Source organism: Streptomyces sp. bgisy100, assembly GCF_057709105.1.
The window spans coordinates 188,544-200,838 of record NZ_JBYITE010000002.1; the positions used below are offsets into that span (position 1 = coordinate 188,544).

The 12,295-nt window shown below is 72.9% G+C and carries 7 protein-coding genes; 1 reads left to right on the forward strand and 6 read right to left on the reverse strand.

The annotated features are described in order from the left end of the window. The first annotated feature begins 508 nt into the window (after positions 1–508). Positions 509–2,581 carry a HelD family protein gene (locus tag AC3EQ1_RS02345; protein WP_488187137.1) on the forward strand — a complete coding sequence of 691 codons (2,073 nt, stop codon included), beginning with the start codon at positions 509–511 and terminating at the stop codon, positions 2,579–2,581. 203 nt (positions 2,582–2,784) lie between these two features. On the opposite strand, the gene cobT is transcribed toward AC3EQ1_RS02345, so the two are convergent. The 6 genes from cobT to AC3EQ1_RS02375 all read right to left on the reverse strand — a co-directional run bounded on the left by cobT (position 2,785) and on the right by AC3EQ1_RS02375 (position 12,277). Further along, on the reverse strand, positions 2,785–6,825 hold the full coding sequence (cobT, locus tag AC3EQ1_RS02350) for a nicotinate-nucleotide--dimethylbenzimidazole phosphoribosyltransferase (RefSeq protein WP_432092527.1): 4,041 nt from the start codon (positions 6,823–6,825) through the stop codon (positions 2,785–2,787). Between the two features lie 271 nt (positions 6,826–7,096). Then, positions 7,097–8,335: a precorrin-6y C5,15-methyltransferase (decarboxylating) subunit CbiE gene (gene cbiE, locus AC3EQ1_RS02355; RefSeq protein WP_432092528.1), complete on the reverse strand. Its 1,239-nt coding sequence runs from the start codon at positions 8,333–8,335 to the stop codon at positions 7,097–7,099. A gap of 183 nt (positions 8,336–8,518) precedes the next feature. After that, complete coding sequence (locus tag AC3EQ1_RS02360; RefSeq protein WP_432092529.1) at positions 8,519–9,166, reverse strand: GNAT family N-acetyltransferase; 648 nt, start codon at positions 9,164–9,166, stop codon at positions 8,519–8,521. Positions 9,167–9,602: 436 nt separating this feature from the next. Then, positions 9,603–10,433 (reverse strand): MetQ/NlpA family ABC transporter substrate-binding protein, encoded by an 831-nt coding sequence (locus AC3EQ1_RS02365; protein ID WP_432092530.1) that lies wholly within the window; start codon positions 10,431–10,433, stop codon positions 9,603–9,605. A 54-nt stretch (positions 10,434–10,487) separates the two neighbouring features. Continuing rightward, on the reverse strand, positions 10,488–11,219 hold the full coding sequence (locus tag AC3EQ1_RS02370) for a methionine ABC transporter permease (RefSeq protein WP_432092531.1): 732 nt from the start codon (positions 11,217–11,219) through the stop codon (positions 10,488–10,490). After that, entirely contained in the window at positions 11,216–12,277 is a 1,062-nt protein-coding gene (locus AC3EQ1_RS02375; RefSeq protein ID WP_432092532.1) for a methionine ABC transporter ATP-binding protein, read from the reverse strand. The genes AC3EQ1_RS02370 and AC3EQ1_RS02375 overlap by 4 nt, the downstream gene beginning before the upstream one ends. Positions 12,278–12,295: the final 18 nt, after the last annotated feature.

Below are 12,295 nucleotides of genomic sequence, written 5' to 3' on the forward strand. Positions count from 1 at the left end.
CGGATGGTCCGGGCACGGACGAGTCTTCCTCCGGCGTCACGGCGGCGAACGGGGTGAGAATTCACCGATCCGTTCTCTGTGTCGGCCGCGACCGACGGCGGCGTGGTGCTGCGGTCCCGAGACGGGCCGTCGGCACAGGTCGGGCAGCGGTGGACCGGTCGGGGGCTTGGCCTATTCCGCGCTCGCCTCCTCGGTCGGGTCGCCGGACGAAGCGACCAGATGCCCTGGCAGTGAGCTCGACGGCGCCGGCCGCCTCGCCGGACCTTCCGCCTTCCCGAGCACGGCAGAACATCGCCGGCATCCGAGGGCGGGCTCGCCCATAAGGCAGAAGGGCATCCGGAGCGCAATCAGCGATATACGGAATGGCGGAATGCATGATACGCCACAGGGTCAGCCGTCATGGATTCCGTCACAGGGCCATGACTTCACCAAGTAAGTCAAGACTTATCTTGAGGGCACTTCGACCGTATGGTGTGGCTCGAATCGAAGGAGCCCCCTGTTGTCGAAAATGAATGATCCCGCTGTGCGTGCGCTTGAATCGGAGCGGGATTATGTGTCCTCCTTGTATGAGTTGCTCACCGAGCGGCTTTCCGAGGCGCGAGAAAACCGAGCGAGTGTGCTGAAGGCCCCGGCGGACGGCGCCGGTGAGGCATACGAGAGAGAAAACGCCGCCGAGCGTCTGGCCAAGGAAATCGGCCGGCTGGAGGGTGCCGAAAAGGGGCTGGTCTTCGGGCGCATCGACTGGACGGATGGTACGGCCCTGCGCATCGGGCGGATCGGACTGCACACGGAGGAGGACGACCTGCCTCTGCTCGTGGACTGGCGCGCGAACGCGGCGCGGCCCTTCTACGAGGCGACACCGGTCCACCCCATGGACCTGCGGCGGCGCCGGCACCTGCGCCTCGAGGAGCGCACGGTCATCTCGGTGAGCGACGAACTGCTGGACGGGACCGCCCCGACCGACGAGGACGTCGTGGGGGACGGCCCGTTGACCGAGGCTCTGTCGGCGCGGCGTACGGGCAGGATGCACGCGGCCGTCGCGACGCTGCAGGCCGAGCAGGACGAGATCGTCCGCTCCGCCCACCGCGGGGTGACCGTGGTGCAGGGCGGGCCCGGCACCGGCAAGACGGTGGTCGCCCTGCACCGGGCGGCCTATGTCCTGTACGCGTTCCCGCGCGCCGCGGAGGAGGGTGTCCTGGTGGTGGGCCCGAACGCCCGGTTCCTCGACTACATCTCCCAGGTCCTTCCCTCACTCGGGGAGAACGACGTCGTTCTGGCGACCTGCCGGGAACTGGCCGGAGTGTCCACGGACACGGTGGACCCGTTCGATACGGCGCGCCTCAAGGGCGGCTCCGACCTCGCCGACGCCTTGGCCGGCCTGCTGCGCGTCCACCAAGCCCCCGCGGGTGACTTCACCGTGCGGGTCGGACAGGAACCGGTTCACCTCTCCGGCGAGGAAGTCGCCACGGCACGCGACACCGCCGTGGCAGCCGCACCGGGGCACAACCCCGCGCGCCGGGTGTTCAAAGAGCTCCTGGTCGACGCCGTCACCGACGCGATGCAACGGGACATGGGCGACCTCGTGGAGCAGATCGACGTCGATGCCGAAAAAATGACGGGCATGAACCTCGACCGGTTCACGGGAGTCGCACAGCGCCGTGCCGAAGGTGCGGCCGACCCGGGTCCGGTCCACGAGCTGGACCTGGACGCCATCCGGGCCGATCTCCTCGACGACGCCGGCGTCGACCGAGCGGTCGAGGTGTTGTGGCCGCGGCTGGTACCCGGTGACCTCGTGAAGGCGCTCCTGACGAACGCCCGCGCTCTCGCCGAGCGCCTCCCCCGCCTGACCGCGCAGGAGCGGTCCCTTCTGCTGCGCGGTCCGGACGCCCCGTGGACCGATGCCGATGTGCCGTTGCTGGACGAGGCGGCGAGCCTGGTCGACGGTCCCCCCGAGCGGACGTACGGACACGTCGTCGTCGACGAGGCGCAGGAACTGACCGCCATGCAGTGGCGGATGATCGTCCGCCGCTGCCCGGCAAGGGCGATGACGCTGGTGGGCGACTTCGCCCAGGCAGGCCCGGTCGCGACAGCACGCGACTGGAAGGAAGCACTGAGCCCCCACGTCGGACCGCGGTTCGCACTGCACCACCTGACCGTCAGCTACCGCACCACGCAGGAGATCCTGGAGAGCGTCCGGGATCTGCTCACGCGGATCGCTCCGGACCAGAAGCCCACACGGTCACTGCGAAGCGGTGAGAGCCCTCGCACCGTGACCACACCTCCGGACGGGTTGGTCACCGCCGTCGTTCAGGAACTCCGCGGCCAGAGCGCCGCGCACCCGGGCGAGCTTCTGGGAGTGATCTGCGCGGACACCAGGGTGAGCGAGCTGACAGCCCAGGGCATCGCTCACCACGCACGCATCGTGCCGGCGTCCGAAGCGCGCGGCCTGGAATTCGACGGGGTCGTCGTCATGGACCCCGAGGAAATCATCACGGCCCGCCCCGGTGGGGAAAGGGACTTGTACGTGGCCCTGACCCGAGCCACCAAGCGCCTCTGCACCATCACCGTCCAGCCCGCCTGACGACCTCGGCGCCCGCGCGGTGGGTCCGAGCCGGGGCGGAGGATATTTCGGGCCGGGGCGAGGGCGGTTGCGGTGGCGGCCTGTGCCGACGTCGCCTCCGCTCGGCCCGTCGCACGCTTCGGAGCCCGACGGACTCTTCGGCCCCGAGGACCGTTCCGGCGGCTGGGGAGCGCCCGGTGGCCGCTCCCCCGCCGCCGGTGCGGCTACGCCTTCTCCGTGACGCCGGCCGCGTCGAAGGTCGCCACCTCGTGCATCGCCCGTGCGGCGCTCTGCACCAGGGGCAGCGCCAGCAGCGCGCCCGTGCCCTCGCCCAGCCGCAGGTCGAGATCGACCAGCGGCCGCAGCCCGAGCTTGGTCAGCGCCGCGACGTGGCCCGGCTCGGCACTCCGGTGGCCGGCGATGCAGGCCGCCAGCACCTCCGGCGCGATGGCCCGGGCCACCAGGGCCGCGGCGCCGGCGCTGACGCCGTCCAGGATGACGGGCGTGCGCAGGGAGGCGGCGCCCAGCAGCAGGCCGACGATCGCCGCGTGCTCCAGGCCGCCGATCGCGGCCAGCACACCGACCGGGTCGGACGGGTCCGGCTGGTGCAGTTCCAGGGCCCGCCGGACGACGTCGACCTTCCGGGCGTGCGTCTCGTCGTTGATACCGGTGCCCCGGCCGGTGACCTCACCGGCGTCCACGCCGGTGTAGACGGAGATGAGCGCGGCGGAGACGGTGGTGTTCGCGATGCCCATCTCGCCGGTCAGCAGGGCCTTGTTGCCGGCCGCGACCAGGTCACGGGCGGTCTCGATGCCGACCTCCATGGCGCGCAGCACGTCCTCGCGGGACAGCGCCGGCCCGGCGGTGAAGTCGTCCGTACCGGCCCGCACCTTGCGCGGCAGCAGCCCCGGGGTCTTCGGCAGCTCACCGGCGACGCCGACGTCCACCACGCACACCTCGGCCCCCACCTGATTCGCGAAGGCGTTGCAGACGGCGCCTCCGCCCAGGAAGTTGGCGACCATCTGCGCGGTGACCTCCTGCGGCCACGGGGTGACGCCCTGGGCGTGCACACCGTGGTCGCCGGCGAAGATCGCCACGGCCGCGGGCTCCGGAATCGGCGGCGGGCACTGCCGGGACAGGCCGCTGAGCTGCGCGGAGATGATCTCCAGCATGCCGAGGGCGCCCGCGGGCTTGGTCATCCGCTTCTGCCGCTCCCACGCCTCGCCCAGGGCCTTGGCGTCGAGCGGACGGATGCCCTGGAGCGTCTCGGCGAGCAGGTCGTGCGGGTCCTCCCCGGGGAGGGCGCGGCGGCCGTACGTCTCCTCGTGGACGACCCAGGACAGCGGGCGGCGCTTGGACCAGCCCGCCTGCAGCAGTTCGGGCTCGTCGGGGAACTCGTCGACGTAGCCGACGCACAGGTAGGCGACGACCTCCAGGTGCTCCGGGAGGCCGAGCGTGCGGACCATCTCCCGCTCGTCGAAGAAGCTCACCCAGCCCACGCCCAGGCCCTCGGCGCGTGCCGCAAGCCAGAGGTTCTCCACGGCGAGCGCGGAGGAGTAGGGGGCCATCTGGGGCTGTGTGTGGCGGCCCAGGGTGTGGCGGCCGCCGCGGGTCGGGTCCGCGGTGACGACGATGTTGACCGGGGTCTCGAGGATCGCCTCGATCTTCAGTTCCTTGAACTGCTTCGCCCGTCCCTTGGGAAGGGACTTCGCATAGGCCTCCCGCTGACGGACGGCCAGTTCGTGCATGGCCTGCCGGGTCTCGGCGGACCGGATGACCACGAAGTCCCAGGGCTGGGAGTGTCCGACGCTGGGCGCGGTGTGCGCGGCTTCGAGGACGCGCAGCAGGACGTCGTGCGGGACCGGGTCGGTGCGGAATCCGTTGCGGATGTCGCGGCGCTCGCGCATGACCCGGAGCACGGCCTCGCGCTCGGCCTCGTCGTATCCGGCCGCGGCGGTTCCGGGCATGACGGCGAGGTCGTCCACGGCCTCCGGGGTGTCGTCGGATCCCTCGGTCACGCTCTCCGCCTCCGCCTCCGGCTCCGCGGCGTCCGGCGCCGGTCCCGCGGAGTTCGCGCCCGATGCGTCGGAATCCGGCGCCGGGTCCGCGTCGTTCACGGGCGTCCCGGCATCGTCGGCGGGCGTTCCGGCCTCGTCGGCCGTTCCGGCGTCGTCGGCGGCCGGGGTGCCGGTGGGCTGGTCCGCGGTCGGCTCGGCGGTCGGTTCGGCTGCCCGGGCCGGGTCCGCCGGGGTCTGCTCCGTGGGCTGCTCCTCCTGGGCCGCGGCAGCGGCCGGTGTCCCGGAATCCGGCTCCGCGGCAGCGGCCGGTTCCGCGTCGGCATCCGGCTCCGCGGCGGGGTCCGGCACCGCCTCGGCGGCGGCCTGATCGGTCTCAGTCCCGGGGGCAGGGGCCTGCTCGGGCTCGGCCTCCGGCGCTTCGGTCCCGCTGACCGCCTCCGCACCGGCCGCAGCCGCGGCCTCCGGCGAGGCGTCCGCCGTGGTCTCCGCCGTGGCGTCCGCAGCGGCCTCGGCCGGCTCCGGCTCCACCGCGGCCTCGGCGTCGGCGCCCGATGCGGCGTCCGCCTCGGCTCCGGCCTCGGCCTCGGATGCGGGGTCCGCCGTGGGTGCGGGATCCGCCCCCGGGGCCGACTGCGGCCGGACGAGCGCGTCGGCCAGCACGAATCCCTGCCCGACGGTTCCCTGTCCGGCCGTTCCCTGTCCGGCCGTGGGTACGGCGTCGGCGGCCTCGGACGCCCGGTCCTCGGCCGTCGCCTCCCCCGGCACCGGCGCGCCGTCGGACTGCGGGTCGGCATCGCCCTCGCCCACCGGCGCCTGCGGGGGCGCCGCGGCGTCCGGGGCCGTCGCCCCGTCGTCGCCTCCGGAGGTCCCACCTTCCGGAATGCCCCCCTCCGCACCGTCGGACGGCACGGCTGCCTCCGCACCGGCCGCTGCGGCCTGCGGGTCGTCGGAGCCCCCCGGGCCTGCCGGGGCCGCGGACTCGGCGCCGGGCAGCCCCTCCGGGGCCTCGACAGCCGGGCTCTCCGTGGCGGGCTCGGCCGCGCCCGGAGCGGGCTGCTCACCGGACGGCGCGCCCGCGGCGGGCTCGGCTCCGGGAGTTGCCGACACCTCGGGCGCCGGGACGGTCCCGGGCGCCGCCAGGGCCTCGGCCGCCGTCGGGAGTTCCGCCCCGGGGCCGGGCTCCCCGGCCGCGGGGGCCGGACCGGCCGCGTCCACCGGGGTCCCGGCGGGCGGGGTGGCCGTACCCGGCTGAGCCTCCGCCGTGGCGGCGGCCTGTGCCGCGCCGGCCTGCGGGGAGTCCGCCGCGGGCCCCTCCCAGGGCGTGTGCTGCGACGGGATCTCGCCGAGCTGCGGGCCGGGCAGTGACGCCGCGGGCTGCTCCGCGTAGAGCGGTACGGAGGGAGCGTCCTCACGCGGGACGTCCAGGTACTCCGGCCCCACCGTGGCGGGCCCGGCCGTGCGCGGCGCCGGCGCCCCGGCCGGTCCGCGGTCGGCGAGGGAGCGGACGACCCCGCCGGAGGTCTCGGGAACCGGAGGTCCCATGTGGAGCGGCCGCCGGGAGGGCGTGGCCGGAGCCGTCGGAGCGGCGGAGGAGGAGGCGGAAGGGGCGGACTGCGGGGAGGCCGGGTGCGGGATCCGCACCGAGCCGTAGTCGACCGAGCCGGTGTCGCGGCCGCCGGTCTCGTGCGTGCCGGACCGGTCCGCCGCGGCCTCCGAGTGCTGCCCGGCCAGGCCGTGCGCCCCGGGCTGCGGGGGGATTCCGGCCGGATGTATCGCGGGGTCGTACCCGCCCTGGTCCGGCATCCCGGCGCCGTGGTGGGGCTGGTGCGGCTGCGCCTGGTGCGGCAGGTGCACCTGCGGCGGGACCTGTCCGGCGAAGGAGGGGTCACCGTGCTGCGCGGGGTCCGCGTAGACCGAGTGCTCGGTCTGCACGGAGTGTTCGGCCTGCATGGAATGCCCGGTCTGCCCGGGATGAGGGGTGTGGACCCCGTAGTCCGGCGCGCCCGGGTAGGGGACCTGCGGCGGCTGGTCGCTCCAGGCGCCCTGCGCCCCGGGCATCAGCAGTTCGTCGTCCCCGGCGCCGGTGCGGCCGGGGTAGGCGTACGCGTCGGGGCCCGGCATGGGACCCGGCTGTTCCGACGGGCCGGCACCCGCGGGGGCGGAGGGAGTCGCATACTGCGGCATCTCCTGCTGTCCGCCTGCGTTCTCCGGCAGTCCCTCGCCCGGGACCTGGCCGGTGTCAGTCATGCGTACCCCTCGCCCATTGGTAGTGATCCTTCCCACCGCTCGTCCGGCGCGCCCGACCACGGCGCGGCGACCGCCCGTAGGGACAACGAGCGTATGCGCAGCGCGGCACGTCGCGCGTCCCCCGATCGTCGTACCCGCTCACCTCAAACCGGGGGTGTTTTCGGGACATTGGCGAACGAAGCGCCGAACGCCGCGCGGCAGTACAACGGTCCGCCAGCCTACCCCGCGCGGGCAGGTCCACAGGTCAGGGGGCGAATGCCGGAAGACCGGCTCAGAGCCGGGGAATGCGGTGGCCGCACAGCAGGAAGGCGACCGCGCGCTCCCGTTCGGACCACGCCGAGGGGCCCGACGTGTCCAACTCCACAGACTGGATCAGGGCGCATTCCACCGCGTATCCCGCATCGGAGAGCGCGCGGCCGATGGCCTCCGCGGCGTCCCGGGTCGGGGCGTGGGCGACGATCCGTTCCGGCCGCCGCGCGGCACACGCCGCGACGACGGGTGCTCCCCCGCCGCCGACCCGGACGACGTCCGGCTCGGGGAGGTCCTCCAGGATCTGCGGTGCCACACCGTGCACCAGCTCGAGTTGGACGCCGAAGCGGCGGGCCACGGCGGCGGTGCGGCCGCAGGCGTCGGGGTCCCGGTCGACGGCGATGACGGCGGCGCCGAGGCGGGCGGCCTCGACGGCGGCCGCGCCGCTGCCCGACCCGATGTCCCAGAGCAGATCGCCGACGCGGGGCCCGAGCCGTGCCAGTTGAGCGGCTCTGAGCTGCGGGGACTCCCCTTCGCCGAGTTCGACGGAGCCGTAGTCGTAGGAGGGCAGGGCCCAGCCGCGCACCGCGGGCGGGGGCACCGGGTCCCGGCCGGCTATCCAGCCGCCGCCCTGGCCGGCCGCGCCGGGCACGAGCCGGGAGCCGCCGATGGAGATGACGACGTTGGGGTCGCGCCAGGTGTGGTCGGGGACCTTGTCGGAGGTGAGGACGGTGACCTGTTCCCGGTCGGTGCCGAGTTCCTCGCAGATGACGAAGGTGCGGTGCACCCGGCCGAGCAGCAGAGCGAGTTCGGCGGGGCCGGCGCCGGGTGAGGTGAGGACGGCGACCTTGGTGTGGGCCCGGCAGACGTTGACCGCGCGGCGCAGGTCCCGGCCGTGGGCGACGACCACCTGGGCGTCGTCCCAGGGCATGCCGGCCCGCGCGAAGGCGGCGGCCACGGAGGAGACCGCCGGGACGACCTCGACCTCGAGCCCGTACTCGGGGGTGCGCAGGGTGCGGACGACGCCGAAGAAGCCGGGGTCCCCGTCGGCGAGGACGACCGCGCTGCCCCGGTGGGCGGCGATCCGGCGGGCCGCGAGGCCGACACTGCCCAGCCGGATGCGTTCGGCCGTGGGCGGCACTTCCGGCAGCGCCAAGTGGTGCGCGGCTCCGGCCACCAGCGTGGCCGCGCCGAGCGCGGAGCGGGCAGCGGTGGTCAGCGGCGAGCCGTCCCATCCGATCACCGTGACCCGGTCGGACATCGTCGTCAGTCTCCTGGGAGGTCTCAGGTGGTGCCCGCGGGTGTGCGAGCGGGGCACCCGGGGTGCGGGGGTTCGCCCCGGGGCTGCACAGTACCGGGCAGGTCCAGGCCTGTGCGCTGCGGGTGTGCGGCTCGACGCGCGGGGGCGGGCCCGCCGGCGGGGCCGCCGTCCGGGTCCGGGCTCTCAGTTCCAGTCGGGGTACGCGGGGTAGCCGCTCGCGTCCGTCAGAGCGCCCGAGAGGTCTTCCAGGTCCTCCGGCAGGAGGCTCCACACGATCAGGTCGGTGCGCATGTCCGTCCAGCTGCCGTCCGTACCGTTTTCCACCTTGCTGCGGCATATACCCGCGTTGCGCAGTACGCCCTCGCTGATGCAGCCGATCCTCTGGGCGACCTGCTGGGAGGCGGTGTTGTCGGCGGCGGTGCGCAGTTCCATCCGCTCGAACTTCTGGTCCCGGAACAGCCAGAGCGCGACGGCCTGCATCGACTCGCAGGCGTAGCCCTCGCCGCGGGCCCAGGGGGCGGTGATGTAGCCGGCCTCGGTGGACAGGCAGTGCCAGTCGGTGTTCCGCAGGTTCACGGTGCCGACGAGCCGCTGGGTGAGGAACTCGGTGACGGCGAAGACGACACCGCGGCCCTCGGTGCGCTGGGCGGGGGCGAGGCGGGTGGCCCAGTCGCGGGCGTCGGTGGCGGTGTACGGCTGGGGGACGGGCGTCCAGGCGGTCACCAGTTCGTCGTTCATCATGTCCGTGAGCGCGGGCACGTCCGCTTCCTCGAACGGGCGCAGCACCAGCCGTTCGGTGCTGATGGTGATGTCCGGGAAGGTGGATGTCATGCGCCGCTCCGTAGCCAGGGACCTGCCAGAAAGCCCAGCATGCAGCATCGGCCTGCGAAAACGCAGCCTGGGGGTCATCTCGCAGGGTGGGAACGGGAGATGACGGAGTGCCGGGAGTGGCCGAAAGCGATGGTTCCGCACTCCCGGCCGGGGGTGCGGAACCATCGCCTCACTGTTCGAACGGCAGCCGTGTCCGGGGGCCGGGGCGCGGTGTCCGTATCCGGTCCGACACCCCGGCGTCACCTCGGTGTTCGGGGACGACCGGATGTTCCGGTTCGGCCGGGTGCCGTCCGGAGCCGACCAGCGCGGGGGCCGGGCCTGCGGGTTCCGGTACCGGCAGTCCGCCGGGGGTGTACGGAGAACCGTCGGGGCCGGGTGCGGAATCCCGTCGGGGACGCCGCCACCCGGCCCCGGCGGGGTCCGGCCGGACGGGGAATCAGAACGACGCGGTGACGGAGCCGTCGTACTTGTCCTCGATGAACTTCTTGACCTCGGGGCTGGTGAGGAGCTTGGCGAGCTTCTTCACCCGCGGGTCCTTCTCGTTGCCCTTCTTCACGGCCAGGAAGTTGCCGTAGGGGTTGTTCTTGGGCGACTCCAGGACCAGCGCGTCCTTGGCCGGCTTGAGCTTCGCGTCGATGGCGTAGTTGCCGTTGATCACCGAGGCGTCGACATCGTCGAGGGAGCGGGGCAGCTGGGCGGCCTCCAGCTCCTTGAACTTCAGCTTCTTGGGGTTCTTCGCGATGTCCCGCGGGGTGGCCTCGTTGCCGGCGCCCTTCTTGAGCTCGATGATGCCGTTGGCGTCCAGCAGCTTCAGCGCGCGGGCCTCGTTGACGGTGTCGTTGGGTATGGCGACGGTGGCGCCGCTCCGCAGGCCGTCGGCCTTCTTCACCTTGTGCGAGTACAGGCCCAGGGGCTCCAGGTGCACGGTGACGACGGGCACGATGGTGGTGCCCTTCTTCTTGTTGAAGTCGTCGAGGTAGGGCTGGTTCTGGAAGTAGTTGGCGTCGACCGAGCCGTCCTGGGTGGCGGTGTTCGGCGTCACGTAGTCGGTGAAGGGCTGCACCTCGAGTTCGAGGTTCGCCTTCTTCGCCAGGTGGGTCTTGACGTAGTCCAGGATCTCCGCGTGGGGGACCTGGCTCGCGGCGACCTTGAGCGGGGCGTTCGCGTCGGCCTTGGCGGAGCCGGATCCGGTTCCGCAGGCGGAGAGCCCCAGGGTGAGGGCTCCCGCGGCGAGGACGGACGTTGCGATCTTGGCAGTGTTACGCACGAAAAGTGCCTTTCTCCATGGGTGGTACGCCCTGCTGGGGGTGGTGCAGGGAGATCAGGGGTTGAGGGTCGTCGCGCCCGGCGCGGGCCGGCTGAGGATCCGCCACCGGGTGGCCGCCGAGACCGACCGGCCGCGCTTGGACAGGCGGCGAGCGGCCAGGTCACCGGTCAGCTGGACCGCGGTCACGATCACGACCAGGACGCCGACGGTGATGAGCATCAGGTCCGTCTCGAACCGCTGGTAGCCGTAGCGGATGGCCACGTCGCCCAGGCCGCCGGCGCCGACGGCCCCGGCCATCGCCGAGTAGCCGATGAGGGCGATGACGGTGGTGGTGAGCCCGGCGACGACGGAGGGCAGCGACTCCGGCAGCAGGGCCTTGCGGACGACGGTCCAGGTGCTGCCGCCCATCGCCTGGACGGCCTCGACCAGCCCGTGGTCGACCTCGCGCACGGAGGTCTCGACGAGCCGTGCGAAGAACGGGATCGCGCCGACGGCGAGGGAGACGATCGCCGCCTCCGGGCCGATGGTGGTGCCGACGATCGAGCGGGTGAAGGGGATCAGCGCGACCATGAGGATGATGAACGGCAGCGAGCGGCCGATGTTCACGACCACGCCGACGACCTTGTTCACCACGATGTTCTGCAGCAGTCCGCCACGGTCGGTCAGGACCAGCAGCACGCCGAGCGGCAGCCCGCCGACGACCGCGAGCAGGGTGGACCAGCCGACCATGTAGAGGGTGTCCCAACAGGCCTGCGACAGCAGGGGCTGCATCTCCGGCCAGGTCACTTGGCGCCCTCCTTGGCGAGCTCGACGGCGGCCTCGGGGCCGGCGACGTCCACTTGCAGTCCGTGTTCGCGCAGGAAGCCGATCGGGACGACGTTCTCCTCGAAGCGTCCGGGCAGTTCGATGCGCATCCGGCCCACCTGCCGGCCGCCGACGGTGTCCATGGCGGCGCCGAGGATGGAGATGTCGATGTTGTAGGTGCGCGAGAGCTGCGAGATCACCGGCTGGGTGGCGGCCTCGCCGTGGAAGGTGAGGTCGACGACCGTACGGTCCGGGCCGGAGGCCTCACCGCCGACGGGGAACAGCTCGTCCGCCAGCTCGGAGCCGGGGGTGGCGAGGATGTCGGAGACGGTGCCCGACTCCACGATCCGGCCGCCCTTCATCAGCGCGGCGGAGTCGCAGACCGACTTGATCACGTCCATCTCGTGCGTGATGAGCAGCACGGTGAGGCCGAGCTGCCGGTTGAGGTCGCGCAGCAGCTGCAGGATCGAGCGGGTGGTCTCGGGGTCGAGCGCCGAGGTGGCCTCGTCGGAGAGCAGCACCTTCGGGTCGCCGGCCAGGGCGCGGGCGATGCCGACGCGCTGCTTCTGGCCGCCGGAGAGCTGCGCCGGGTAGGCCTTGGCCTTGTCGGCGAGGCCGACCAGGTCGAGCAGTTCCAGGGCCTTGCGCGAGCGCTCCCGCCCGGAGACACCGAGGATCTCCAACGGCAGTTCCACATTGTCCTGCACGGTACGCGAGGACAGCAGGTTGAAGTGCTGGAAGACCATGCCGATGTGGCTGCGCGCCTGGCGCAGTGCGGCGCCCGCGCGGCTGCCGCCGGGGAGGATCCCGGGGCCGCGGCCGGTGAGGGCGGTGAGGTCCCGGCCGTCCACGGTGACCGTGCCGGAGCTGGGGCGCTCCAGCAGGTTCACACAGCGGATGAGGGTGGACTTGCCGGCGCCGCTCCGGCCCACGACGCCGTACACCTCGCCCTCGCGGACGTGCAGGTCGACGCCGTCCAGGGCGGTGACCTCACGGCCTCGTGAGCGGTAGACCTTGGTCAGGCCCGTTGTGGTGATCACAGGGGGTTTCCATTGCTT

Excerpts from the sequence above, each read along its gene's own strand:
- cobT (WP_432092527.1), bottom strand. The coding sequence starts at position 6,825 with ATGACTGACACCGGCCAGGTCCCGGGCGAGGGACTGCCGGAGAACGCA.
- cbiE (WP_432092528.1), bottom strand. The coding sequence starts at position 8,335 with ATGTCCGACCGGGTCACGGTGATCGGATGGGACGGCTCGCCGCTGACC.
- AC3EQ1_RS02345 (WP_488187137.1), top strand. The coding sequence starts at position 509 with ATGAATGATCCCGCTGTGCGTGCGCTTGAATCGGAGCGGGATTATGTG.
- AC3EQ1_RS02360 (WP_432092529.1), bottom strand. The coding sequence starts at position 9,166 with ATGACATCCACCTTCCCGGACATCACCATCAGCACCGAACGGCTGGTG.